This is a genomic window from Vibrio crassostreae (assembly GCF_024347415.1).
GTDB classification, from domain to species: Bacteria; Pseudomonadota; Gammaproteobacteria; order Enterobacterales; family Vibrionaceae; genus Vibrio; species Vibrio crassostreae.
On sequence record NZ_AP025476.1, the window covers coordinates 2,992,119 to 3,018,295 of the forward strand.

The 26,177-nt window shown below is 44.9% G+C and carries 26 protein-coding genes and 1 other RNA gene; 11 read left to right on the top strand and 16 right to left on the bottom strand.

Annotation, left to right across the window (positions count from 1 at the left end):
• Positions 1-131 precede the first annotated feature (131 nt).
• Genes OC193_RS13270 through rpoE form a run of 4 tightly spaced genes read right to left on the bottom strand, consistent with a single transcriptional unit; the run spans position 132 to position 2,786 of the window.
• Positions 132-602 carry a SoxR reducing system RseC family protein gene (locus OC193_RS13270; protein ID WP_048605807.1) on the bottom strand — a complete coding sequence of 157 codons (471 nt, stop codon included), beginning with the start codon at positions 600-602 and terminating at the stop codon, positions 132-134.
• Entirely contained in the window at positions 599-1,561 is a 963-nt protein-coding gene (rseB, locus tag OC193_RS13275; RefSeq protein ID WP_048659400.1) for a sigma-E factor regulatory protein RseB, read from the bottom strand. The genes OC193_RS13270 and rseB overlap by 4 nt, the downstream gene beginning before the upstream one ends.
• Entirely contained in the window at positions 1,558-2,181 is a 624-nt protein-coding gene (locus OC193_RS13280) for an RseA family anti-sigma factor (protein WP_048659401.1), read from the bottom strand. The genes rseB and OC193_RS13280 overlap by 4 nt, the downstream gene beginning before the upstream one ends.
• 26 nt (positions 2,182-2,207) lie before the next feature.
• Complete coding sequence (rpoE, locus tag OC193_RS13285) at positions 2,208-2,786, bottom strand: RNA polymerase sigma factor RpoE (protein ID WP_008223963.1); 579 nt, start codon at positions 2,784-2,786, stop codon at positions 2,208-2,210.
• Positions 2,787-3,175: 389 nt separating this feature from the next.
• On the opposite strand from rpoE, the gene nadB reads away from it, so the two are divergent.
• Complete coding sequence (gene nadB, locus OC193_RS13290) at positions 3,176-4,792, top strand: L-aspartate oxidase (protein WP_019826282.1); 1,617 nt, start codon at positions 3,176-3,178, stop codon at positions 4,790-4,792.
• Between the two features lie 118 nt (positions 4,793-4,910).
• Here the strand turns inward: nadB and OC193_RS26030 are convergent, their stop codons facing one another.
• Together OC193_RS26030 and OC193_RS13295 are read right to left on the bottom strand one after the other, a co-directional pair.
• The gene (locus OC193_RS26030) at positions 4,911-5,330 is read right to left on the bottom strand and encodes a protein YgfX (RefSeq protein ID WP_307862880.1); all 420 of its coding nucleotides are present in this window, start codon (positions 5,328-5,330) and stop codon (positions 4,911-4,913) included.
• On the bottom strand, positions 5,278-5,538 hold the full coding sequence (locus OC193_RS13295; RefSeq protein WP_004735374.1) for an FAD assembly factor SdhE: 261 nt from the start codon (positions 5,536-5,538) through the stop codon (positions 5,278-5,280). Before OC193_RS13295 ends, OC193_RS26030 begins: the two co-directional genes overlap by 53 nt.
• Positions 5,539-5,705: 167 nt before the next feature.
• On the opposite strand from OC193_RS13295, the gene ygfZ reads away from it, so the two are divergent.
• The 3 genes from ygfZ to OC193_RS13310 all read left to right on the top strand — a co-directional run bounded on the left by ygfZ (position 5,706) and on the right by OC193_RS13310 (position 7,912).
• Positions 5,706-6,677 carry a tRNA-modifying protein YgfZ gene (gene ygfZ, locus OC193_RS13300; RefSeq protein ID WP_048664489.1) on the top strand — a complete coding sequence of 324 codons (972 nt, stop codon included), beginning with the start codon at positions 5,706-5,708 and terminating at the stop codon, positions 6,675-6,677.
• Between the two features lie 4 nt (positions 6,678-6,681).
• Positions 6,682-7,143: an aminoacyl-tRNA deacylase gene (locus tag OC193_RS13305; RefSeq protein ID WP_048664488.1), complete on the top strand. Its 462-nt coding sequence runs from the start codon at positions 6,682-6,684 to the stop codon at positions 7,141-7,143.
• 562 nt (positions 7,144-7,705) lie between these two features.
• On the top strand, positions 7,706-7,912 hold the full coding sequence (locus OC193_RS13310) for a DUF1107 domain-containing protein (RefSeq protein ID WP_009847660.1): 207 nt from the start codon (positions 7,706-7,708) through the stop codon (positions 7,910-7,912).
• A 99-nt stretch (positions 7,913-8,011) separates the two neighbouring features.
• On the opposite strand, the gene OC193_RS13315 is transcribed toward OC193_RS13310, so the two are convergent.
• Genes OC193_RS13315 through OC193_RS13325 form a run of 3 tightly spaced genes read right to left on the bottom strand, consistent with a single transcriptional unit; the run spans position 8,012 to position 11,024 of the window.
• Positions 8,012-9,235: an FAD-dependent 2-octaprenylphenol hydroxylase gene (locus tag OC193_RS13315; protein ID WP_048664487.1), complete on the bottom strand. Its 1,224-nt coding sequence runs from the start codon at positions 9,233-9,235 to the stop codon at positions 8,012-8,014.
• An 11-nt stretch (positions 9,236-9,246) separates the two neighbouring features.
• On the bottom strand, positions 9,247-10,425 hold the full coding sequence (gene ubiH / locus OC193_RS13320) for a 2-octaprenyl-6-methoxyphenyl hydroxylase (protein WP_048664486.1): 1,179 nt from the start codon (positions 10,423-10,425) through the stop codon (positions 9,247-9,249).
• 23 nt (positions 10,426-10,448) lie between these two features.
• The gene (locus OC193_RS13325; RefSeq protein ID WP_048664485.1) at positions 10,449-11,024 is read right to left on the bottom strand and encodes a YecA/YgfB family protein; all 576 of its coding nucleotides are present in this window, start codon (positions 11,022-11,024) and stop codon (positions 10,449-10,451) included.
• 308 nt (positions 11,025-11,332) lie between these two features.
• Here OC193_RS13325 and zapA point away from each other — a divergent pair, with 308 nt between their 5' ends.
• The 5 genes from zapA (at position 11,333) to serA (ending at position 14,691) form a co-directional block, all read left to right on the top strand.
• Complete coding sequence (gene zapA, locus OC193_RS13330; RefSeq protein ID WP_004735366.1) at positions 11,333-11,641, top strand: cell division protein ZapA; 309 nt, start codon at positions 11,333-11,335, stop codon at positions 11,639-11,641.
• Positions 11,642-11,652: 11 nt separating this feature from the next.
• Positions 11,653-11,835: non-coding RNA, 6S RNA (ssrS, locus tag OC193_RS13335), on the top strand.
• 6 nt (positions 11,836-11,841) lie between these two features.
• Complete coding sequence (locus OC193_RS13340) at positions 11,842-12,441, top strand: 5-formyltetrahydrofolate cyclo-ligase (protein ID WP_048664484.1); 600 nt, start codon at positions 11,842-11,844, stop codon at positions 12,439-12,441.
• Between the two features lie 102 nt (positions 12,442-12,543).
• On the top strand, positions 12,544-13,200 hold the full coding sequence (rpiA, locus tag OC193_RS13345; RefSeq protein WP_048605825.1) for a ribose-5-phosphate isomerase RpiA: 657 nt from the start codon (positions 12,544-12,546) through the stop codon (positions 13,198-13,200).
• A 261-nt stretch (positions 13,201-13,461) separates the two neighbouring features.
• Positions 13,462-14,691 (top strand): phosphoglycerate dehydrogenase, encoded by a 1,230-nt coding sequence (gene serA / locus OC193_RS13350; RefSeq protein ID WP_048664483.1) that lies wholly within the window; start codon positions 13,462-13,464, stop codon positions 14,689-14,691.
• Between the two features lie 112 nt (positions 14,692-14,803).
• Here serA and OC193_RS13355 read toward each other — a convergent pair whose 3' ends face one another.
• Together OC193_RS13355 and OC193_RS13360 are read right to left on the bottom strand one after the other, a co-directional pair.
• Entirely contained in the window at positions 14,804-15,517 is a 714-nt protein-coding gene (locus OC193_RS13355; protein ID WP_048611414.1) for an oxidative stress defense protein, read from the bottom strand.
• Positions 15,518-15,628: 111 nt separating this feature from the next.
• Entirely contained in the window at positions 15,629-16,525 is an 897-nt protein-coding gene (locus tag OC193_RS13360; protein WP_017059060.1) for a LysR family transcriptional regulator ArgP, read from the bottom strand.
• Between the two features lie 142 nt (positions 16,526-16,667).
• On the opposite strand from OC193_RS13360, the gene OC193_RS13365 reads away from it, so the two are divergent.
• A complete protein-coding gene (locus OC193_RS13365) occupies positions 16,668-17,297 on the top strand; it encodes a LysE/ArgO family amino acid transporter (protein WP_048664482.1) in 630 nt (209 codons plus the stop codon).
• Between the two features lie 82 nt (positions 17,298-17,379).
• On the opposite strand, the gene mscS is transcribed toward OC193_RS13365, so the two are convergent.
• The 5 genes from mscS to tkt all read right to left on the bottom strand — a co-directional run bounded on the left by mscS (position 17,380) and on the right by tkt (position 24,445).
• Positions 17,380-18,246 (bottom strand): small-conductance mechanosensitive channel MscS, encoded by an 867-nt coding sequence (gene mscS / locus OC193_RS13370; RefSeq protein ID WP_048664481.1) that lies wholly within the window; start codon positions 18,244-18,246, stop codon positions 17,380-17,382.
• A 378-nt stretch (positions 18,247-18,624) separates the two neighbouring features.
• Entirely contained in the window at positions 18,625-19,701 is a 1,077-nt protein-coding gene (gene fbaA, locus OC193_RS13375; RefSeq protein WP_010435694.1) for a class II fructose-bisphosphate aldolase, read from the bottom strand.
• 155 nt (positions 19,702-19,856) lie between these two features.
• On the bottom strand, positions 19,857-21,020 hold the full coding sequence (locus tag OC193_RS13380) for a phosphoglycerate kinase (protein WP_048659410.1): 1,164 nt from the start codon (positions 21,018-21,020) through the stop codon (positions 19,857-19,859).
• 166 nt (positions 21,021-21,186) lie between these two features.
• Positions 21,187-22,236 (bottom strand): erythrose-4-phosphate dehydrogenase, encoded by a 1,050-nt coding sequence (epd, locus tag OC193_RS13385; RefSeq protein ID WP_032545610.1) that lies wholly within the window; start codon positions 22,234-22,236, stop codon positions 21,187-21,189.
• 214 nt (positions 22,237-22,450) lie between these two features.
• The gene (tkt, locus tag OC193_RS13390; protein ID WP_048666337.1) at positions 22,451-24,445 is read right to left on the bottom strand and encodes a transketolase; all 1,995 of its coding nucleotides are present in this window, start codon (positions 24,443-24,445) and stop codon (positions 22,451-22,453) included.
• A gap of 358 nt (positions 24,446-24,803) precedes the next feature.
• Between tkt and metK the strand changes: the two genes are divergently transcribed.
• Positions 24,804-25,958, top strand: coding sequence for a methionine adenosyltransferase (metK, locus tag OC193_RS13395; RefSeq protein WP_017062234.1), 1,155 nt, complete (start codon positions 24,804-24,806; stop codon positions 25,956-25,958).
• Positions 25,959-26,177: the final 219 nt, after the last annotated feature.

Sequence of the window (26,177 nt, forward strand, 5' to 3'; positions counted from 1 at the left end):
GGTGTGACTAAACTCTTTGAATAGGGATAATAAGAAAGCCGCGACACGTCCAATCTACAGTCAGCATTGGTGGCGGCATTTCAATCAAGTTGGCAGATTCTACCCAATTTAAGGGCAAGAAGCATCATAAATTAGACGAGAGACTCACCAAGGATTCGAATCAAGACGACTTCTTGCTTGGATTTGTCTTCCATGGGTTTGGCTAGCCGCTTCGCTAAGGCAATCCCACCAGCAGTAAACAGTGCTGCACTTAAGATAACAATACCCTCGCCCCCTTGAAGTAAGGGTTGCAACAAGAGTTGTCCAAAACCAGCACCAATCATCAACATGAAAAGTGGGATCAGATAAACGATCGCCGCCGACTGAAGTAGGCTTTTTTCTGGAAAGCCAATTTCTACGATTTGTCCTGCTTTGACTAAGCTTTTGGTTTTAAGCTGCCAAAACAAAGATTTATTGCCAACAGCCTTAGTCACAATACCTGTTCCGCAGCTTTTTTGAGAAGAACAACTGCTGCAACTGGTTTGTTGCTCGCAGCTCAGTTGAACAAAATATTGCTTACCTTTTTGTTCAACCGAGCTAACGGTCGCCAGCGCGGTCATCATTGCGCTGGTTCCAATTTATTAAACGTAACTGATTGAGCAATACGTTTGGCGGTTGCTGGCGGAATATCACCAACCACAGAAATTTCTTTATCGCCAATCACTAAGCTGTGTAAGGTTCTGCGTCCTTGACGTACCAATTGCCCTTTCAATGAATGTTCGTCTTTATCGGCGATATAAACCGAAAAGCTAAACAATCCATCACTGAAAAGCTGACTTTCAACCATTTTATCGGTCGCAGCCATTTGATAGCGGCTAAGCTCTTTTGACTTAAACCCTTCAGGAATCCAAGACGCTTGCCAGTTAGTTTCACTCACTAAGCCTTCCGGCAGTGATAAGACTTTTGGTAATTGAGCTTGGTTCAAGCCACCCATCGCCTCAGCAATCTTGTCGTTCACCACGTAAGAGATCGTGCGGTACTGTTCAAGCACTTCGCCATCACGGTCCAAAAGGTCGGCACGCAAAGGAAGGCTTGTTTTCTCGTCTACCCAAACCACGTAAGAATAGCGAAGGCCATCTTTCGGCACGACCCGCAGTACTTGAGTAGTGCTGCCCGCTTCACGAGAGCGCCCAACTTTTACGAAGTCGTAGTACTGATTCAGTGATTCGATATCTCTATTAATCATCGGAATAACAGGTGCAACCATACTGCCAGACTGAATCGTAAATGGCTCTGTACCCGGTTCGATGTAGCTAACTTCATTGCCACGTCGAATGACTTCACGAACAGGGCCGCTTAGGTAAACAAGGTGTGCAAGTTGTTGGTCGTCGTTAACTGCATGGCGATAAACAAGAGGTTCAATACTGCTCTTCTTTATCAATATGTAGGAGAGTTCGTAATTTAGATGCTGACTGGCCTCGTTCATTTGATGCAACAAGGCCTTTGCAGTGGTTTCCTCTGCAAAGGCTGTTGGAGACATCAAGCTGAACAGTGTCAGTGCACTGACCAGGATTTTCTTCATTCAATGTCCGATTCTAGATGTGCATCTTGCATTGGCGATGCATCACTGTTTAGTCTTAGCTGAAGCTCATAATCTTCTAGCATTGCATGAACGCGTTTACGCTGCTCTTGCAAGTTAGCTTCCGATGCCGGCTTCTCAACAGAGTCACGCGTTAAACTTACTGGTTCCGCAGAACCCGCAAATGGAATCGTCTGGAGTACAGGCAACTGCTCTGGAGCTGCAGGGTCGCTGCCACCATATTGTTGAACACCTAATACAACCGCCAATGAAACACACGCTGCTACGGCAACTTGTCCAAACTGTTGTAACCAAGCCGGAAGCTGACGCTTCGCTTGCTGAGGTTTAGGCTGCTCTTCAATTGGAGCAACAGTAGGTTCAACATTCACTTGGTGCAGGTTCGGCATTGCACTATGTGCAGGCTCAGCTTCAAGCGCTGCTGCCACATTGTTAGCAATGTTCCAATCTTGAGTTTCTGGCGCATCCCCACGCATAACATCACCAATTAAATGGTAACTCTGCCAGGTATCCATGCTTTCTTGATCAGATTCAAGATCTACAATGAGAGCTTTATCGATCGTTTCACCATCCATGAGTGCCGAAAGCTTTTCTTTATCAGCCATTATTTTCACCATAATTATTACAAGTTCTAGCGTTGCAAAAGAGGTTTGATTTTCTTTTCCACTGCTTCACGAGCTCGGAAAATACGCGAACGTACGGTTCCTACAGGGCAATCCATTACTTCTGCAATCTCTTCGTAGCTCAAACCTTCGAGCTCACGCAACGTCATTGCAGTTTTTAAGTCTTCTGGTAACGCTTCAATCGCTCCAAAAACGACTTGTTTCAATTCTTTTGACAGCGTTAAGTTCTCAGGGTTCGATATTTCTTTTAACGCGCTGCCTGTTTCGTAATATTCTGCATCTTCTGCATCTACATCGGTTGCTGGCGGCCTACGGCTTTGGGCAACGATATGATTTTTAGCGGTGTTCACGGCAATTCGGTACAACCATGTATAGAAGGCACTCTCGCCACGAAAGTTAGGTATCGCGCGGTAAGCTTTAATAAAAGCTTCTTGTGCTACATCAGGTACATCACCGGAATTATTCACGTATCGAGAGATAAGATTACAAACTTTGTTTTGATACTTAACCACTAGTAAGTTAAATGCCTGCTTATCTCCACTCTGAACTCGCTCAATCAACACTTGATCGGTTAGCTGCTCGTTCATTCGAGCGGGTACTCCTATTGTTATAACCCTTACCTTCGCAGATATGGGTACTAATTATGCGAAATGTAGTATTGACACCACCGTCTACAAGAGCACTATTGTGACTAAGCCAAATACCGAAAGTTCCAACTTTCTTAAAATTATTTGCCATTATTGTTTCACAATGTGATGTAATAAAAATAGCTATCCCTATCAATTTGGGGAAACTTGAGCAAAAGCAATGGTATTGAGCAATTAAATATTTCTAGATAGCTGTCTATATATTGATTTTGCATAGCGTTTAAGGATGACTCTGGAGAGATTATAACAGTCTTACCCAAACTCCTAAAACAAGACAAAGTCAATTGAGAGTGGACAACTCGACTATAGCCCGGGATTTAATAAGTTTTATGAACGCAAACCGTGAACATCAGTGTGATGTATTAGTGGTAGGAAGTGGTGCGGCAGGCTTGTCATTAGCCTTACGCGTAGCAGAACATGCAAAAGTAATTGTATTAAGCAAAGGACCACGCAGCGAAGGATCGACGTATTACGCACAAGGTGGTATCGCCGCGGTGTTCGATGAGTCGGACAGTATTGAGTCTCATGTAGAGGATACTCAAATTGCTGGGGCTGGGTTATGCGAAGAAGATACAGTTCAATTCATTGCTGAAAATGCGAAAGAGTGTGTGCAATGGCTGATTGATGGTGGTGTTCCATTTGATAAAGATGAAAACAGCACAGAAGGCCAACCAAAATATCACCTCACTCGTGAAGGTGGCCACAGTCACCGCAGAATTCTGCACGCAGCCGATGCAACGGGCATGGCGATGCAAACCTCACTACAAGATAACGTCAACAACCACCCAAATATCGAGATCTTCGAGCGCCACAATGCGCTGGATTTGATCACTGAAGATAAGATTGGTGGTTCAAAAGACAAGGTGATCGGTGCCTACATTTGGAACCGTAACCAAGAACACGTTGAAACCGTGCGCGCTAAATTTGTTGTATTAGCAACAGGCGGCGCTTCAAAGGTTTACCAATACACCTCTAACCCAGATGTCTCCTCAGGTGATGGTATTGCTATCGCTTGGCGTGCAGGTTGTCGTGTGGCAAATCTTGAGTTCAATCAGTTCCACCCAACTTGTTTATTCCACCCAGAAGCGCGTAACTTCCTACTGACGGAAGCACTGCGTGGTGAAGGTGCTTACTTGCGCCGCCCAGATGGTTCTCGTTTTATGAAGGACTTCGATGAGCGCGGTGAGCTGGCTCCACGTGATGTGGTTGCTCGGGCAATTGACTTCGAAATGAAGCGCTTGGGTGCCGACTGCATGTATGTTGATATCAGCCACAAGCCTGAAGAATTCATCACAACGCACTTCCCAATGATCCATACTCGCTTGATGGACTTGGGCATCGATATGACCAAAGAGCCAATCCCTATCGTACCAGCTGCTCACTACACTTGTGGTGGTGTAATGGTTAATAAGCAAGGTCAAACCGACCTGACTAACTTGTATGCGATTGGCGAAGTGAGCTATACCGGCTTACACGGTGCAAACCGTATGGCTTCTAACTCACTGCTTGAGTGTGTGGTTTACGCATGGGCAGCAGCAAAAGATATCGTTGAGAACATCGACCAATCTCAATTGTGTGCTGAACTGCCTGCATGGGATGAAAGCCAAGTAACCAACAGTGATGAAGAAGTTATCATTCAGCACAACTGGCACGAGCTACGTCTATTCATGTGGGATTACATGGGCATTGTTCGAACGGATAAGCGCCTTGAACGTGCACTGCGCCGTATTCAGATGTTGCAGCAAGAGACTCATGAGTACTACAGCTACTTCAAGGTTTCGAATAACCTATTAGAACTGCGTAACTTGCTACAAGTGGCTGAGCTAATGGTTCGCTGTGCAATGCAACGTAAAGAGAGCCGCGGCCTGCACTACACGTTGGACTATCCAGAACTTGCAGAAGACAGCGGCCCAACGATTCTGACGCCAGAAAAGCGCCAATCATAATTATGGGTTAAGCGTGCTTAGCTAATTAGTCGTCAGCGAAAAGTGATTAAACGAAAGGGAGCCGAGTGCTCCCTTTTCTTTTGTCTAATGCTTTCTTTTATCTAATACTTTGGCTGACCTAGCACGCTCGTTGTAAGTTCGCCAGAAAGTGACGATATTCATTCTCGCAACAGCTGTCGCGCCAAAGCAATACCGAGTACCCACACTCAAACTGCAATTTAACAAAGAACTGCGCCCAGATCTTATCCACGGACTTTAGAATATAACGTCGGTCATTCAATCGGATCTCACCATCTTCTTTATAATCAAAACGACCATGAGCACTATTCAAAATCAGATGGTTGGTTTTAAACAGATGGATCAGCAGTGCTAAACAATAAAGGCTAGCGGCAAGTGGAATAGAAGATAGGACGATGAAAAACAAAAGGCACCCGAAAACAGTGCCTTTTGCGAATAATGCGGAATATGAAGGGTTAAGCTGGAGCTTAACGAACCTTGCTGAGGTTGTGTGCGACAATTTTATCAACCATTGATGCATGACCTAGGTTTTCACTGCGTCCGTGTCCCATCACCCAAGTAAACAAATCTGGGTCATCACACTCTAGTAGAGAAACAAACTCGCGCTGTTCCTGCTCTTGCAATGAATCAAAACACTCTTCAAAAAATGGCATGATGACTACATCAAGTTCTAACATGCCGCGACGGCAACCCCATTTAATTCGTGCTTTCTGCTCTGCAGTGTACATTGGCTATCCTCACCTATAATTTTTCTTTCTCGGAGTGTAACAAGTCATACGCTCTGCAACTACTATGTGAGTCACAGTCCCTATCTAAGCTCACAAAAAAACCTAGGCTGACAAAGAAACAGAACCGGATTAACATAGAGCCAAATAAAATTCTTAGGAAAGATAAAATGGATTGGAAAAACACATTTCAGCCACTCGCTCATACACAAAATGAATCGCTTCCAGAACTGATGATGACACACGTGTCAGACTGGAGTGCAATCACCATGATAGGCGATGACAAAAAGTCGTACCTGCAAGGTCAAGTAACGTGCGACGTGGTGACTCTTCCTAATGATGAATCCACATTAGGCGCGCACTGTGATGCAAAAGGAAAAGTATGGAGTATCTTTCGTTTGTTCCACCACAACGGTGGCTACGCACTCATGCAACCTAAATCTGCGATTGAAGTCGAGCTCGTTGAAATCAAAAAGTACGCCGTGTTCTCTAAGGTCGATATCGAGCAAACGTCTGACGTTGTCATCGGTGTGATGGGTGCGTCTGCAAATCAATACATTGATTCGATTTCAGAAAGCCAAGGTAATGTGCGTGCGATTTCTGGCGGTACGGCCGTTTTAGTATCAGACAACCGCTGGGCTCTACTTGTGACAGAAGAAGCTGCAGAAGCTTTAGTCACCAACAGCTCTGCTGAGAAAGTATCAGAAGCACTTTGGCAATATAATGAAATTATTGATGCTCAGCCGAATCTATCGAAAACTGAGCAGGTTAAGCACATCCCTCAAGCGCTTAACCTGCAAGCGATTGGCGGTATCAGCTTTTCAAAAGGCTGTTACACAGGTCAAGAAACGGTTGCTCGTGCTAAGTACCGCGGCATGAACAAGCGTGAGATGCGTATTGTTTCTGGCCCAACTGGGGAAGTGCTAACACTAGAGAACCCTATTGAACTAGAGCGTAGCGTAGGTGAAAACTGGCGTGGCGCAGGCCGACTATTAAACGTATATCAATTTGCTGATAACCAAGCGATTGGTTTAATGGTATTGCCAAACAACCTGGATGACGATGTTCAGCTTCGATTGACTGCGCAGCCTGATCAAGTGTGGAATATCCTGCCACTGCCTTACAGCCTCGAAGACGAGTAACCACGTGGAAACACTGATTACACAATGGCTGGATCAACAGCAGGTGAAGTATCGCCTGCTGATGCAAAGTAAACCCACCACCAGCATCGAAGAAACCGCGCAAGAGCGAGGCATCGACCCATCTCAAATGGTCAAGTGCATCCTGCTCAAGGATATGGGTAATCAGTATGCACTGGCCTGTACTGCTGGCGATCGTTCTGTCGACCCCAAGAAAGTACGCTCGGTGCTGAATTGCCGTCGGATGACTTGCGTGTCGCTCACTGATGTTGAAGCGATCACTGGCTTTAAAGTGGGTTGCGTTGGTCCGCTCGCTCTCAAGAGACACATGCCGATCATTTTTGATCCTTCCATTCAGAACAACTCGACCGTAACCATTAGCTCGGGTGTTCGAATGGCTGGCGTTGCGTTGGATCTCAATGATCTTATGGCGCTATGTGCACCGACCGTCGCAGATATCAGTCGATGATCGTTTCGATCAGATCATGCTTCGCAAACTTCATTTGAATATTTCATTGAGTACATTTTTTGTGTGAACTTCGTCATAAGAAGAACACACCACTAGTAAATAGTTACTCAAAATAAAAGCATAAGTAGTCACAAAGTTAAATTTGCGTTATTGTAAATTTACTGACTAGCTATTAAGCAAATCAGTACAAGTGAATCCACTGAGTAACATCAGTATCCACTTTTGTGTAATGCATCTGTGACTATTCGCCCGTTTTAGACGGGCTTTTTTTTGTCAGAAATTTACAATTTGATTACACAAACAAAAAAATCCCGCCTATTCTTATACTTGTAACATTATCACTGCTTAATACCGAACAGGAAAGTTCACGGCAGTTCACTACTCAGTATTATTTTGGGGAGGAGCTCACGTAAAAATAGATATTTACTGAAGAAAGTGCTTAGAACAGCACAAATATCTAATTAACGTCAACTCTACTGCATATTACTCCATGCTTATCACAATTATTATCTCGGAGTTTTTCTATAATATGCAGGCTAGGTAAATATAAGGATAATAAAAAATGAGACTGTTTAAGCGCTATACACCGAGTATGATAGCTAAACATGTAAGTCGACTTTTCAAAGGACGAATCTACATTTACGGCGTAGGAAAATTTGAGTTTGATAACGGTAAGCTAGTGCTACCAGACCGAGCAGAAAAGCGTCACTTTCAAACAGTGAAAGAAATAAATAGTGAAATCATGAAACTGCGCTGCGCGTACGCATGACCTGATTATCTACAGAATTAAAAACAAAAAGGGTTGGCATTATGCCAACCCTTTTTTCGTATCAATGATGATTCGATAAATCACCAGAACACTATGTCACTATCGATGAGTCACTGGACGCTTAGCTAAATCAGGAAGATTGCCAGATAAACCCAGTGCGCGCTTCATGATCTCATCTTTCGCACCCGGTAATTGACCTGCTAGCTTCATACCGATACCACGAATCAGCTTCTTAGCTGGGTTATCGCCTTCAAACAGGTCTTTAAAGCCCTGCATTGAAGCAATCATTTTCGCCGCCTCTGCTTTTCTCCAGCGCTCGTAGCCGCGAAGATTACGCTTGGTGCCAATGTCCTCACCCGCAACCCATAGCTTTAACAGCTCTTGTGCTAAGCTTGCTGCGTCTAATAGGCCAAGGTTAACGCCCTGCCCCGCTAATGGATGAATGGTATGAGCAGCATCACCAACCAAAGCCACACGCTCTACCGCAAAGTCACGTGCATAACGCATGCGTAGTGGGAATGCAAAACGGTCACCAACCACTTCGCATAATCCAAGCTTTGAGTCGAACTCTGCCGTTAGCTGCTTATTAAAATCAGTATCCGACATGGATACCAACTTCTCGGCACGGTTTGGTTCCGTAGACCAAACAATCGAGCTCATGTGGCTTGGTTGCATTGGTAGGAATGCCAATGGGCCTTGAGGTGTGAATATTTGACGAGCAACGCTGTGGTGCGGCTCTGTGGTTTTGATGTTCGCGACAATCGCACTGTGTCCGTAATCCCAATGTGTTAATGGGATATCTTGCTGCTTACGAACCCAAGAGTTTGCGCCGTCTGCTCCAACAACTAACTTAGCTGTCAGTGCTTGACCATTGTCCAATGTTAACCAAGCTTCACTTTCACCAATCGCCATCGTTTTACACGTTGCGGGCATATACAGGCTGACGTTGTCTTGCTTCTTAACCTGATCAAGCAGCGCTAATTGAATCACACGGTTTTCAACGATATGACCCAAGTTCGGCTGAGCCAAGCGTGTCGAGTCAAACTCAATACGGGCAAAGCTGTCTTGCTCCCACACTTCCATCGCTTGATACGGTGCTGCACGTCTTTGTTCGATACCTTGCCATGCACCTAGGTTGCGAAGAATCACTTCACTAGAACGACTCAACGCGGATACACGTACGTCAGGCAGCTCACTAAGCCCTTCGCTGGGAGCTCTACCTTCAATGACAGCAATTCTTAGGTCACTGTCTTTCAGGGCAGCAGCAAGCGCTAAGCCAACCATGCCACCACCAACAATCGCGATATCAACACTTTGCATCATTATTTATTACCTTATCTTTCTACTAGGCCAAGCGTATGACGCAAAAGTGGACCTTTAAGTGGTGGAAGGTTATCTATTACGGCTAACCCAAGATTACGCCCAATGCGAGCGGTCATAAAATCGTTTGAGAACAGGTGAACTAGGCTTGAAGTCAACATGATCGTTGCGTCTCTATCTTGTTCTCTACGTTTTCTAAAGTTAACAAGACCACGGTAACGACCCACATCATCCAACTGAGTACACAACTCTTCTGCCAAGGAAGCCACGTCTCGGATACCTAGGTTAAAGCCTTGCCCCGCAATGGGGTGAAGCGTTTGAGCAGCATTACCAACAATGGCAAATCGATGAGAGATATTTTGCTGTCGGTGACGAAGAATCAGTGGATAGCTCGCACGCTTGCCGACTTTCTCTAATCGGCCAAGTCGCCAACCAAAATCGCTCTGAAGCTGCTCAAGGAATTCGTCGTCGTTAAAAGCCATAACTTTATCGACTTGCTCCGGCGGTAAACACCAAACCAGAGACAAACGGTTATCACTCATCGGCAATAGAGCGACTGGCCCATGATGGGTAAAACGCTCAAATGCGCGACCTTGATGGGGTTCGCTCGCCACGATATTGGCAATCACAGCAACCTGTTCAAAGTCATGTTCATTCAGTGGGATATTGAGTTGCTGACTACAGGTTGAGATTGCACCGTCAGCCGCAACCAGTAACTTAGTCGTTATGGTTTGCCCACTGTTGAGTTCGATAGTTGTCAGTGACTCACTTCGCTCAACTTTCGCTACCGAGTCCGGACACAACATCGTAATTGCCGCTTCTGATTCCAGCTTCTGCTGATAAATTCGACCAACATCGGCTAACTCGACTACATAGCCAAGTGCATCTACAGCCAGTTCTTCACTATAGATATCCGTCATCCCTGCATGCCCACGATCCGATACATGGATATCTTTAATCGGGGTCGCTACCGGAGCGATAGATTGCCACAAGTGCAGAGAGTCAAGGATCTGTACCGTGCCATAAGACAAAGCGATCGAACGAGAATCAAACCCAGGATGAGCTTGATGATCAACCTGATAAGGCTCAACCACCGCAATCGACAACGAGCCTTGGCTTAGGCGGTTCAGAGCAAGGGCTAACGTCGCCCCCGCCATTGCACCACCAGCAATTACAACATCATATTGAGCCATCATAACCTCAAACCGACAAACGATTAGTGAATGGTTGGCGCCGCATCTTCAGATGGGCGTGCACCAAATTCAGCGTGAATCGTTAATGCACACGCTTTTACGTGCTCAATAACGTGCTCTAGAAGTTGTGCTTGTTCTTCCAGATCATCTTCTTCATCAATGCCTAGCTTTGCCATCTCTTCAAGATCCGCCAACGCTTCTTTCGTGCCTTCAGACGCTTTGTTCAATTGAGCGCCAACAAGACCTAAACCAGAGATGAAATGGTTAATCCAATCAGACACACCGTCAGCCAAGTCAAACAGGCTTGCGCTTGCGTCTTCGTCAGGCAGCAACATAGACAATTCCATGCCTGAACCTGTGATTTCACTGGTCGTTACTTTCAATGTCGCTTCCGCTAGCGTTAACGCGCGATCTGGCCAGCCCATACCTTCGTTGGTGTAATCAAAGATCAGCGGTTGCCAACTCTTATCTGCTAGGCTTAAGCCTCCGCTTAACATACCCGTTAATAAACCATGCATCTCAGCAGGGGTTACGGCTAGACTTGCCGATTGAAGTTCAGTCGCAACCGTTAGGTAATCAGGTAAAGTAGTTTCGCTCATCAGATAGCTCGCTCAGTTATTCTTTATATCGATAGTATAATCGTACCACTTCACCCCAATTCTGGTAAGCATCGATCCCCAGCAATTGAAGGATGACTGACTACCAATTGTTCAATTTGCTGAATTACTGTGTGCTCAAGCTCTCATTTACAAACAGTCACTCTGAAAAGCTTGAATCTTAATAGCGGTTTACCTATAGTTTCTCCCTCAGAGGAGATTGCTTCCTCATCGGTACTTGCACTTTTTCTTTCTCAAAAAATGGCGAAGGGCAACAGCCTTAAAATAGCGCGTTAAAGAGTTCATCCATCATGAGTAATCAAGCGGTAGACGTTGAAATATTAGGAAAACTGACTCGAGTGAATTGTCCACCAGGGCAAGAAGAGTCATTGATTGCAGCGGCGGCCGATCTTGATAATCGATTGAAAGAGATGGCTGAACGTACTAAGGTAACCAATGAAGTGAAGCTGCTAACTATCGCAGCTCTGAATATTTGCTACGAATTACAAACCAAGAAGTTTGAAGCAAATGATGAACAAAACGCACTGACCGAGCGAATGGAACAGCTCACGACATCACTTTCAGATGTCCTCAGTAAAGTTAAGCACGGACAGCAATAGCGTACACAAAATTTACCCTGGAGTGTTTGTCAGAGGATTCACGTCCCCGAGCCGATAAGCAATCCCTAAGGGTTAGTACTTGAGTGCTATTGAGCATGCTCGGTCCGCCGAGAAGCCTACGGTAATCATTGCTGATCCGCCTTGAACTCGCTGGTTCAAGGGCCATCTATTCTCAACGGCACTTTGGGGTATCCCTTCTTATGAAGACGCTCACACGCAGCGAATTTCGCAAACAGATCCGTATCAAACGCAATGCCTTATCTGGCGACCAGCAAACTCAATCCGGTATAGACTTAGTTAAGCAGTGTTCTCAGCTCAATGAGATTCTGTCAGCTCAACATATTGCCCTCTACATCTCTATCGATGGCGAACTCGATACCCAGCCTTTGATCGAATGGTTATGGGCGCAAGGTAAGCAAACTTATTTACCAGTATTACACCCCTTCTCTGCCGGACACCTGTTGTTTCTACATTATTCTCCAACCACACCCACTGTTTTGAATAAGTACGGAATCGTTGAACCCCAACTTAATCAAATGCTGGTTAAACCTTGCCAGCAGCTCGACCTTATTCTTACGCCCCTTGTCGGCTTTGACTCTCATGGCCATCGTTTAGGTATGGGCGGCGGATATTACGATCGCACCTTGGCGAAGTGGTTCGAAACGGGCGAAGGCGCAACTCCTATTGGTTTGGCTCATGATTGCCAACATGTTGATACCCTACCGATTGAAGAATGGGACATTCCGTTACCTAAAATCGTGACTCCAAGTAAAACTTGGCAATGGGAAAACAACCATTAAAGCGCTATAATCGCGCCGCAAACGTTAACCTCGATATATAAACGTTAACTTCAATACGCGAACGATTAATTCAAAGCGCAAGACCTTATTCAGGAGAATGGCATGACTCAAGATGAAATGAAAAAAGCAGCTGGCTGGGCAGCACTTCAATATGTTGAAGAAGGCAGCATTGTAGGTGTAGGTACTGGCTCAACAGTAAATCACTTCATCGACGCACTTGGCACAATGAAAGACAAAATCAAAGGTGCGGTTTCAAGCTCTGTAGCCTCTACTGAAAAACTAGAAGCACTAGAAATCAAAGTATTTGAGTGCAACGACGTATTCAAGTTAGACATCTATGTTGATGGTGCAGACGAAATTAACGCTTCACGCGATATGATCAAAGGCGGCGGCGCTGCTTTGACTCGTGAAAAAATCGTAGCGGCTATCTCTGATAAGTTTGTGTGTATTGTTGACGGTACTAAAGCAGTTGATGTGTTGGGCAAATTCCCACTGCCTGTTGAAGTAATCCCAATGGCACGTTCGTACGTTGCTCGTGAGTTAGTTAAGCTTGGTGGTGACCCAGTTTACCGCGAAGGCTGCACAACCGATAATGGCAACGTGATCCTAGATGTGTACGGCATGGCGATCGAAAACCCGAAACAACTAGAAGATATCATCAATGGTATTGCTGGTGTGGTGACGGTTGGTCTGTTCGCTCACCGTGGCGCTGATGTGGTTATCACTGGCACACCTGAAGGTGCAAAAATCGAAGAATAAATAATGAAAGATTGAGTTTTTCTGTTACTTCATTACATACGGTGCCCTAGGGCGCCGTTTTTTTTGCTTTATTGCTGTAAAATTATGTCTTATTCCGTAATTTTCTTACCCAAAACATTTTTTTTTTGTTACTTTATTGTTCAGAAGACGCACAGGGAAAACGTTTGTCTCCTAACAAAGTGGTGAATTTGTTCCCCTTTCAGCCATTTTGTAGCACGTGCGCCGCATTTGCCCAACCTTTCCATTTTAAGGACGAGAACAATGGCCAAAGTTTCACTGGAAAAAGAAAAAATAAAAATTCTACTTCTAGAAGGTCTTCACCCTTCTTCTGTAGAAGTACTGCAAGCCGCTGGTTACACAAACATTGAGTACCACAAAGGCTCGCTACCGGAAGATGAACTTCTTGAAGCAGTTAAAGATGCTCACTTCATTGGTATTCGTTCTCGCACTAACATCTCCCAAGAAGTTATTGATGCAGCTGAAAAACTGGTTGCCGTTGGTTGTTTCTGTATTGGTACTAATCAAGTCAACCTTCAAGCAGCAGCAAAACGCGGTATCCCTGTGTTCAACGCACCGTTCTCAAACACTCGAAGCGTTGCTGAACTTGTTCTTGGCCAGGTTTTACTACTACTACGTGGCATTCCAGAAAAGAACGCTCTTGCTCACCGTGGCATCTGGAAAAAGAGTGCAGACAACTCTTACGAAGCCCGTGGTAAGCGTTTAGGTATTATTGGCTACGGTCACATCGGTACTCAACTGGGTATTATTGCTGAAAACCTTGGCATGCGTGTTTACTTCTACGACATTGGAAACAAACTGTCTTTGGGTAACGCAACGCAAGTTCATACCATGACCGAACTGCTGAATAAGTGTGATGTGATCTCTTTACACGTCCCTGAAACCAACGAAACAAAAGACATGATGGGTAAAGAAGAGTTCGAGCGCATGAAGCCTGGTTCTATCTTTATCAATGCAGCACGTGGCACAGTGGTAGACATTCCTGCTCTGTGTGGCGCTCTAGATTCTGGTCACCTTGCAGGTGCAGCGATCGACGTTTTCCCAACAGAACCAAAAACCAATGCAGACCCGTTTGAGTCGCCATTGATGCAGTTCGACAACGTGATTCTTACACCTCACGTAGGTGGTTCAACTCAGGAAGCACAAGAGAATATCGGTGTTGAAGTGGCTGGCAAGCTAGCGAAATACTCTGATAACGGTTCTACGCTATCAAGTGTTAACTTCCCAGAGGTATCTCTACCGCTACACACGGGCACGTCTCGTTTGCTGCACATTCACGAAAACCGCCCAGGTATCCTAACTCAGATCAACACCATCTTCGCTGAAGAAGGCATTAACATCGCGGGTCAGTACCTACAGACTGCGGCTGATATGGGTTATGTAGTTATCGATGTAGAAGCGGATCGTTCAGAAGAAGCACTGCTTAAACTGAAAGAGATCGAAGGCACAATCCGTGCTCGTCTTCTTCACTAACCATCGCACTCAAAATGCATAAAAAAGGCTCTCATGATGAGAGCCTTTTTAGCATTTGGTCTATCGTAGGTAATTAGATCATCATGATCCAAAACCTACTGTAGCCTTGTTATTACTCTTCGATCTGATAGATCACATTTACGCGATCACGAATGGTGATCGTTGAGTCTTCATAAGAGTTCGATTCTGTTCTTGCATCCATCGCCATTGAACGCATGAGCACTGGCTGAGAAGATTGTGCGTTATAGTCCACGCGCCATACATCACCTAGTTCACGCTCAAAACCACTCGCTAATGATTTAGCTTTTGATGTCGCATCTTTAATGGCTTCTAAGCGCGCCTGCTCTTGATACTTGGCTTGGTCGCGAACTTGAAGCTGGATGTTATCGATCTGATTAATGCCCTGGCCGATAGCAATATCCATATACTCGTTTAGGTTGGCGAGTTCATTCACTTGAACGGTCACATTACGCGAGGCGCGGTAGCCAACCAGTTCCGGCTTGCCATCTTTCGGGTAGTGATATTGAGGAGATAGATACAGGTTGGAGCTATGAACACTCGCCTCATCAACACCTGCTTGATGCAACTTATTTAGAAAGCCTGTCACGACTTTATCAACGGTATTTTTAGCCTGTTCAGCAGTCATCGTAGATTCCACGACTCTCACAGAGAATGTCGCCATATCAGGTGTCGCGATCACTTCACCATAGCCTGTCGTTGAAATATGAGGAAAGGATGGAGAGTCTGCCAATGATGGAAAACTCACAGCACTCAACGCCGCAGTAAGAGTAAGAGACGTTGCTAACATCTTTGGTACAAGCTTCATTAGGTATGACCTATGCTAAACAAATGTACTTTCATCATAGAGCAATTTATCGTTTAGCCAATCCAGAGCACGCACTTCTAACAGAACTTTGACGCTGAAAAAACCAACAGCTTACTGAGGTAAGTGATTGTGAGCAAAACTTAATATCGCTTGGGATACCTCTTTTAATACCCCACTCTCGAGCTGCCAATGGTGCCAATAAATGCGATAAGACAGCAGAAAGCCAGGGGTAATATCAATCAGAGCACCAGACTCTAGCTCGTCGATGATCTGTAATCGAGGAATCAGACAGTAGGCAACCCCCGATAATGCTAAGCGCACGAATGCTTCTGAACTGCCGACTGTATGATTGATCACACTGTCTCTCGGTACGTTAAAATGATCATGCAGAAACTTCTTATGCAGATCATCGTATTGATCATAGGAAACCGCAGGCGCTTTGCTTAAAGTGGCGTAGTTTACGCCCTCTGCAAAGTAACGCTGATGAAAATCAGGGCTAGCCACACACACATAATCCATCCTACCGAGATAATCGGCACTGCAGCCTGGAATCGCTTGAGACTCCAAACTGATTGCACCTGCCACCTCGCCACTTTTTATCTTTTCAATGGTTCTCGACTCACCATGAATCGCGAGGTTCAACTCGACTTGGCGAGATTTCATCACATCCGACAAAGCCGGTAGCAGCCATGTCGCCAAACTATCAGCGTTGGTGGCTATGGATATCGATAGTGGCTGAGTTCCCTCTTCATTCATCAACTCAGGCACAAGTTCGTGCTCTAACAAACGAACACGACGATATAAGCCCAGTAATTTTTTACCCGCAGGCGTTGGCCTAGGCGGGCTTTCTCTCACTAAGGCAGGCTGAGCCAACCACTTTTCCAGCTGTTTGATGCGCTGAGATACCGCCGACTGGGAGATATATAACTGCTCAGCAGCCCTTTCGAAGCTACGTTGTTTTACTACGGCATCCAGTGCTTCTATCCATTTATAATCCAATCCGCGCATCAATTTGCTTCCTTTTTAAGCTACCTCACCGTTACATTAGCAACTCTAATAATAGATTAAAATCATTAATTATACTTATTTAAAGGGGCGGAGTATCTTCGCCATATAGCACGTAAATATCGTTAAATAAGTGGAGGTTAAAATGAGTTTTTGGGTTTTATTACAAGGTTTTGGCCTAGGGGCAAGTATGATTATCCCTATTGGCGCACAGAATGCGTACGTCCTAAATCAAGGGATAAAACGCAATCATCATTTAACGACAGCAACGATTTGTAGCCTGCTCGATACTCTGTTTATCTCATTGGGTATTTTTGGCGGCGGAGCGATCTTGTCGCAAAATGAATTACTACTTACCTCCGTAACATTAGGTGGCATCGCTTTTCTTACTGTGTATGGTTTGCTATCACTACGCAGTGCATTCAAAATGCGCACCAGTGATGAATCGAAAGGTGAGATATTGGCGCGTGGAAAACGCACCGTTATTTTGGGGGCATTGGCAGTCACAGTATTAAACCCACACCTCTACTTGGATACCGTGGTAATTCTTGGATCAATTGGCGGGCAATTTGAAGGCAACGACAGAATTGCGTTTGCTATGGGGACTATACTGGCTTCGTTCGTCTGGTTTTATTCTTTGTCATTGGGCGCAGCAAAGCTAGGCCCAACACTATCTAAACCTAAGGTTAAGAAAGGCATCGATATCGCAGTAGCAACCATGATGTTCGCCATTGCTACTGTACTTACCAATGGGCTTATTGAGCAGTATTGGTAGAAATAATCTGAAAATATAGCTCCAAGAAAAAAGGCGGATAACCTAAGTTATCCGCCTTTTTATTCAACTTGTCGAAGCTTTATTAGCCCTCAACTTTGTTCATGTGAACATCCATTTGTGGGAATGGAATTTCGATACCTTCTTTATCCAAGCCTTCTTTGATTGCTTGCATCAGGTCGAAGTAAACATTCCAGTACTCTGCAGTGCTAACCCATGGACGAACCACGAAGTTAACTGAAGAGTCAGCAAGTGTGTGAACACCCACTTGAACGCCAGGTTCTTTCAACACGCGCTCATCAGATTCACAGATCTTAGTCAGAAGTTCTTTGGTCTTTTGTAGATCAGCACCGTAAGAAACACCGATCATTAGGTCGATACGACGTGTATCATGACGTGAGTAGTTCGTGATTGGGCTACCGATAACGCTGCCGTTTGGTACCACAACCATTTTGTTGTCAGGTGTTGTTAGAACAGTTTGGAAGATTTGAATTGAATCAACTGACCCCGCTACACCACCGATTTCCACGTAGTCACCAGACTTAAATGGACGGAACGCAACGATAAGTACACCAGCAGCAAAGTTAGATAGTGAGCCTTGTAGAGCCAGACCGATAGCTAAACCAGCTGCACCAATTACAGCAACGACAGATGCGGTTTGAACACCTAAGCGACCAAGAGCTGCAATTAGAACAATAACAAATAACAAGTAACGAACTAAGCCATGGATAAACTCGATAACCGCTCGGTCCATTTTCTTCTTCTGAAGAACCTTAGACACGCTATTCGCTACTGCTTTAACGATTAAGTTACCAATAAATAGAATAACGAGCGCAGAAATAATGTTTACACCGTATTGAATAAACAAATCTGAGTTATCCGTTAACCATTGTTCTGCATTTGAAAGACCATCCACAAGCGGGGTCTCAATCGTTGTAGAACTCTCAGCCATAATGTGCATCCTCTATGTAATATGCTATGAGCTAAACTGCCTTAAGCCAAAACTACCAAACCACAAAGCAAACAGTATAATTTCTGTTAAGTCATTGTGTTAAAAGTAAATTCAAGCCAAGTCCTTTTTTATAAACTGAACCAAGTCCAGTTTTTCGGCACGATATCCTATCTTTGACAGATTGCAAAGTCATATTTATGTAAGCTTTTGAAATAATAAAACTTACTGATAAACACAAATACCGATAACTAAAAGACTACGAAATTTATTCACCGCACGCTAGGTTTTTCACATAATTAATACAAGTTTTTATCAGACATAAAAAAACCCGCTCAATGAGCGGGTTTTTAAAACTTAAAGAGTACTTAATTCAAAGAATTATAGTACGTCTACAGCGTTAAGGTCAGCAAATGCTTTCTCTAGACGAGCAACCATTGAAGCTTGACCAGCACGTAGCCATACGCGTGGATCGTAGTACTTCTTGTTTGGAGCAGCTTCGCCAGTTGGGTTGCCGATTTGACCTTGTAGGAAATCGAAGTTGTCAGCAGAGTACTGACGGATACCATCCCAAGTTGCCCACTGTGTATCAGTATCGATGTTCATTTTGATAACACCGTAGCCGATAGACTCTTGGATTTCTGCTTCAGAAGAACCAGAACCACCGTGGAATACGAAGTTTAGAGCGTTAGGTGCGATACCGAACTTCTCTGCACAGTATGCTTGAGAATCACGTAGGATAGTTGGAGTAAGTACAACGTTACCAGCTTGGTAAACACCGTGTACGTTACCGAAAGAAGCAGCGATAGTGAAACGTGGGCTAACAGCCATTAGTTTCTCGTATGCGTATGCTACGTCTTCTGGAGAAGTGTAAAGCTCAGATGCGTCCATATCAGAGTTATCTACGCCGTCTTCTTCACCACCAGTACAACCAAGTTCGATCTCGATTGTCATGTTCATTTTAGCCATGCGCTCTAGGTACTTAGCACATGTTTCGATGTTCTCTTCTAGAGACTCTTCAGAAAGGTCTAGCATGTGAGAAGAGAATAGAGGCTTACCAGTTTGTGCGAAGAACTCTTCACCAGCGTCTAGTAGACCGTCGATCCATGGAAGAAGTTTCTTAGCAGCGTGGTCAGTGTGTAGAATAACTGGAACACCGTAAGCTTCAGCTACAGCGTGTACGTATTTTGCACCAGCTACAGCGCCAAGAACTTGTGCGCCTTGACCTTCAAGTTTAACGCCTTTACCTGCGAAGAATGCAGCGCCACCGTTAGAGAACTGAACAACTACTGGAGCTTTAACTTTAGCAGCAGCTTCTAGTACTGCGTTTACAGAGTCAGTACCAACAACGTTTACAGCAGGAAGAGCAAATTTGTTTTCTTTTGCTACTTCAAATACTTTCTGTACGTCATCGCCAGAAATCACACCAGGTTTTACAAAATCGAAGATCTTAGACATGGAAATAGTCCTATTTATTCTATCGTTTTAAGATTAAAAAACTTAAGTTCAAAAACTTGCAATCGTTTGCTCACAACTTATGCCATTCTAGCAAAAAAGTGTGATATTCAGCAAACGTTAAAAGGCGAGATTCGCATCTCGCCTTTCTAAATCAATTATGCTTTAGCACGCTCTTCAAGCATTGCTACTGCAGGAAGTACTTTACCTTCAACGAACTCAAGGAAAGCGCCGCCGCCAGTAGAGATGTAAGAAACGTCAGCTTTGATACCGAACTTGTCGATAGCTGCTAGCGTGTCACCACCACCTGCTACAGAGAAACCTGCAGACTCAGCGATTGCTTTAGAGATACCCGCTGTACCCGCTTCGAAGTTTTTGAATTCGAATACGCCTACAGGGCCGTTCCAAAGGATAGTTTTTGCATTGCCGATGATTTCAGCTAGTGCTGCAGTTGAATCTGGGCCAAGGTCGAAGATCATGTCGTCGTCTTGAACTTCAGAAACGTGCTTGATTTCAGCTTCTGCGTTTTCGTCAAATGCTTTAGCACATGCAACGTCAGTCGCTACTGGGATAGCACACTCTTTCATTAGCTTTTGAGCCGTTTCAACTAGGTCAGCTTCGTACAGAGACTTACCTACGTTGTGGCCTTCAGCAGCGATGAATGTGTTCGCGATACCACCACCAACAACAAGCTGGTCAGCAATTTTAGAAAGAGATTCTAGAACTGTTAGTTTAGTAGAAACCTTAGAACCACCAACGATTGCCACTAGTGGGCGAGCTGGGTTGTCCATTGCTTTACCAAGAGCTTCAAGCTCAGCAGCTAGAAGAGGGCCAGCACATGCTACAGGAGCGTAAGTACCAACACCGTGTGTAGAAGCTTGAGCACGGTGAGCTGTACCGAATGCGTCCATCACGAAGATGTCACATAGTGCAGCGTATTGCTTAGAAAGTGCTTCTTCGTTCTTCTTCTCGCCTTTGTTAAAGCGAACGTTTTCAAGAACAACTAGTTCACCAGCGTTTAGCTCTAGGCCATTTACGTAATCTTTCGCTAGCTTAACGTCGCAGTCTAGTGCGTCGTTTAGGTAGTTAACCACAGGAGCTAGAGAGAACTCTTCGTTGTATTCGCCTTCAGTAGGACGACCAAGGTGAGAAGTAACCATAACTTTTGCGCCAGCTTCTAGGCAAAGTTTGATAGTTGGTAGAGATGCTAGGATACGTGCATCTGAAGTTACTTTACCGTCTTTTACTGGTACGTTTAGGTCAGCACGGATAAATACGCGTTTACCTGCAAGTTCCAGGTCAGTCATCTTGATCACAGACATGATTTGTCCTCTCAAATTTAAATAAAAATAAAGTTTTGGAAACTCAGCAACCCTGCTAAGCCTATAAATTATTCAACTGGTAATTCTTTAACTACTAGTAATATGTGGACTCTTAGTATTTATTTCAAGCTAAAAAATAAATAATCCGCACATTTGCTTCTAGGTCTTACTTCTTGCCTTCAGAAGCTTGCATTGCGAGAACCGTATCCAGCATTCGGTTCGCAAAGCCCCATTCATTATCACACCACACTAGCATTTTTACTAAGTGGCCGTTGCTCACTCGAGTTTGTGAACCATCGACGATTGCGCTATGGGGATCGTGATTAAAGTCGATGGAAACGAGCGGCGCTTCAGTATAGTCAACTATATTGTGTAATGTACACTGGGACGCATTAACAATGGTTTGATTTACGTCATTAACTTTCACATTTGTATTAATTGTGACACTTAAATCCATCGCTGTTACGTTTACCGTTGGCACACGCACAGATATCGCTTCGAACTTGTTAGAAAATTTCGGGAAGATTCTTTCAATACCTTTATGCAATTTGGTATCGACAGGAATGATGGATTGGCTCGCAGCTCGAGTACGGCGAAGGTCGCTGTGGTACGCGTCGATCACTTGCTGATCATTCATTGAAGAGTGAATCGTTGTAATGGTACCGGACTCGATGCCAAAGGCGTCATCAAGAACCTTAATGATAGGAACAATACAGTTGGTGGTGCATGAACCGTTGGAAACGATTCGATGGTCGGCTTCGATGGTATCGTGATTCACACCATAGATAATGGTGTTATCAAGATCATTAGCACCAGGATGTGAAAACAGTACCTTTTTCGCCCCAGCAGCTATGTGCGCTAGACCGTCAGCTCGGCAACCGTAAACACCGGTACAGTCGAGTACAATATCCACCTCAAGATCACGCCAAGGCAACAACTCAATATCAGCAAGGTGCAAGATACGAATTGTGTCGAAGTCACCTTTATCTTCTGCACCAATGCCGTGATGGACATAGATGTGCTCTTGGTCGTTGGAGATCTTCTTACCGAAGCGGCCGTGACTGGTGTCGTACTGCAATAGGTGAGCCATAGCGTCAGGCTGAGCAAGCTCATTGACAGCTACTACTTTGATTTGTTGGCTTTTGCCACTTTCATAAACAGCGCGTAATACATTACGCCCTATTCTTCCAAATCCGTTTATCGCGACTTTTAGCATAGTTCCGTACATCTAACCAAAATTTCGTGCGACAGATGATAACTTAATCCTACCCAAAAGGCATTACTTGAATAACTCAGCCTACTTAGGACAGATTGTTCTGCTGCGTATAAAGATGAGTCTAGGAGAAAACAAATCCCAGAGACAAAAAACCGAGCTCAGCGCTCGGTTTTTTCCTTCATTTAACTGTTAGCACAAGGCCATCAGTCAATGATTATGCAAGAAGCTCTTTCGCAGTGTTTACTACGTTTTCAGTAGTGAAACCGAACATCTTGAATAGCTCGCCTGCTGGTGCAGATTCGCCGAACGTTGTCATACCGATGATCTTGCCACCGAAACCAACATACTTGTACCAGAAGTCAGCGATGCCAGCTTCTACTGCGATACGAGCAGTAACGTCAGATGGAAGTACAGACTCACGGTATTCAGCGTCTTGCTTGTCGAACGCGTCAGTTGCAGGCATAGATACTACGCGTACTGCTTTACCTTCAGCGGTTAGTTGTGCAGCAGCTTCAACTGCAAGCTCAACTTCAGAACCAGTTGCAATGATGATTAGCTCTGGCTTGCCTTCACAATCTTTCAGGATGTAACCACCCTTAGCGATGTTAGCAACTTGCTCAGCATTACGATCTTGTTGTGCAAGGTTTTGACGAGAGAAGATTAGAGATGAAGGACCATCTTTACGCTCAATAGCCAGTTTCCAAGCCACTGCAGATTCAACTTGGTCACATGGACGCCATGTGCTCATGTTTGGAGTCAGACGTAGAGAAGCGATCTGCTCAACCGGTTGGTGAGTAGGGCCATCTTCGCCTAAGCCGATAGAATCGTGCGTGTAAACTTGGATGTTCTGAACTTTCATCAGAGCAGCCATACGCATTGCGTTACGCGCGTATTCCATGAACATTAGGAACGTTGCGCCGTATGGCACGAAACCACCGTGCAGAGCGATACCGTTCATGATCGCCGTCATACCGAATTCACGTACACCGTAATGGATGTAGTTACCAGAGAAGTCAGTTGCTTCAAGAGACTTAGAACCAGACCACATAGTCAGGTTAGAAGGCGCAAGGTCAGCAGAGCCGCCCATGAATTCTGGAAGCATTTGACCAAACGCTTCTAGTGCGTTTTGAGATGCTTTACGTGAAGCGATGTTTGCTGGGTTAGCTTGAAGATCAGCAATGATTGCGTTTGCTTTCTCTTCCCACTCAGCGGGTAGCTCGCCGTTAGTACGACGTTTGAATTCAGCTGCTAGCTCTGGGTAAGCCGCTGCGTATGCGTCAAACTTCGCGTTCCACGCTGCTTCTTTCGCTGCGCCTGCTTCTTTCGCATTCCACTCAGCTGCGATATCTGCTGGGATTTCGAAAGGACCGTGTTCCCAACCCAATGCTGCTTTAGTTGCTGTGATTTCATCAGCACCTAGTGGAGCACCGTGACAGTCATGCGTACCCGCTTTGTTTGGAGAACCAAAACCGATGATAGTTTTAGTACAGATAAGCGTAGGACGAGGATCCGCTTTAGCCGCTTCAATCGCTGCGTTGATAGCGCCAGAGTCGTGACCATCTACTGCTGGGATTACGTGCCAGCCGTATGCTTCAAAACGCTTAGGTGTATCGTCAGAGAACCAACCTTCCACTTCACCATCGATAGAGATGCCGTTGTCATCCCAGAAAGCAACCAGCTTACCAAGACCTAGCGTACCTGCTAGAGAACATGCTTCGTGAGAGATACCTTCCATCAGACAGCCATCACCCATGAATGCATAAGTGTAGTGGTCTACGATGTCGTGGCCTTCTTTGTTGAACTGTGCCGCCAGTGCTTTCTCAGCCATTGCCATACCAACAGCGTTAGTGATGCCTTGACCTAGAGGACCAGTCGTTGTTTCGATACCAGGAGCGTAACCGTACTCAGGGTGACCTGGAGTCTTAGAGTGCAGTTGACGGAAGTTTTTCAGGTCTTCAATTGAAAGCTCGTAACCTGCAAGGTGAAGCAGAGAATAAATCAACATTGAACCATGGCCGTTAGACAGAATAAAACGGTCGCGGTCAGCCCATTCTGGGTTTGCTGGGTTGTGGTTCAAGTGGCCACGCCAAAGAACCTCAGCGATGTCAGCCATGCCCATAGGTGCGCCTGGGTGGCCTGAATTTGCTTGTTGAACACCGTCCATGCTAAGTGCGCGGATTGCATTGGCTAGATCTTTACGAGAAGGCATGTCTGCTCCTGGATACATAAGCGATTTAAAAAAGAGATAATTGCTAAAGTTTTCATTTTTATTAGCGCGGGTATTCTCTCAAACGACTATTGCGACTGCAAACGTTTTACTGGCATTTTAACGGTCATTTTTCGCAATTTTCGAACATTTACATCACTTAGCAGTGGCTTATCTCGATCGATACGCAAACGATTAGTTATGACATATCATAAAAAAGAGCTTGTAATTCGACCGCTGGAATTTAGAATAGCCGTCTAGATGTAGAAACACCTACAAAATATACTGTATTTAATGGCGGCGCTTCCTAGCTTGCGACGCCATAAACTATTTACACCAAAAACTTAAAAGTGGAGCTCTCATGGCTAAGCACCTATTCACTTCTGAATCTGTTTCAGAAGGTCATCCAGATAAAATTGCAGACCAAATCTCTGATGCTGTTCTTGATGCCATCTTGGAACAAGATCCAAAAGCACGTGTTGCTTGTGAGACTTACGTTAAAACCGGCATGGTTATGGTTGGCGGTGAAGTGACAACGTCTGCATGGGTTGATATCGAAGAAATCACTCGTGAAACAGTACGTGAAATTGGTTACGTTCATTCTGATATGGGCTTTGACGCTGACTCTTGTGCTGTTCTAAACACAATTGGTAAGCAGTCTCCAGACATCAACCAAGGTGTTGATAAAGAAGACCCTAAAGAGCAAGGCGCAGGCGACCAAGGTATCATGTTTGGTTACGCGACTAACGAAACTCCTATCCTAATGCCAGCTCCAATTACTTACTCTCACCTTCTTGTTAAGAAGCAAGCTGAAGTACGTAAGAGCGGCAAACTTGATTTCCTTCGCCCAGATGCGAAATCTCAAGTTACGTTCCAATACGACCAAGGTAAGATCGTTGGTATCGATGCTGTTGTTCTTTCTACTCAACACTGTGATTCAGTAACAACGCCTGACCTACGCGAAGCAGTAATGGAAGAAATCATCAAGCCAGTACTTCCTGCTGAGTGGATCAACAAAGATACTAACTTCTTCATCAACCCAACAGGCCGTTTCGTAATCGGTGGCCCAATGGGTGACTGTGGTTTAACTGGTCGTAAGATCATCGTTGATACCTACGGCGGCGCAGCTCGTCACGGTGGCGGTGCATTCTCAGGTAAAGATCCATCAAAAGTTGACCGTTCTGCAGCTTACGCGGCTCGTTACGTTGCGAAAAACATCGTTGCTGCTGGCATGGCTGATCGTTGTGAGATTCAACTGTCTTACGCTATTGGTGTTGCTGATCCAACATCTATCATGGTTGAAACGTTCGGTACTGAGAAAGTAGCGCACGAAATCATCATTGAAGCAGTTCGTCAAAACTTCGACCTACGTCCATACGGCCTTCAAGAGATGCTGAACCTTCTTCAGCCTATCTACAAGCAAACTGCTGCATACGGCCACTTCGGTCGTGAAGAGTTCCCTTGGGAAGCGACTGACAAAGCAGCAATCCTTGCGGACTTCGCTGGCCTAAAATAATTTAGCCACTGCGATTTGTTTCTTTAAAGCCCTTACTGCTTAGTAAGGGCTTTATTTTTATGTACTTACCGAACTTTCACTCACAATACCCTTCTCCAACGCCCTTCTTTACCGTTAACCACTTAGTATAAAAAGCCGCTGATAATTTGTGTTTTCTAGCACTACTGACAATAGTTAAGGTAACTCCTAGGCGATCAAGCTCACATTTAACTTAAATTA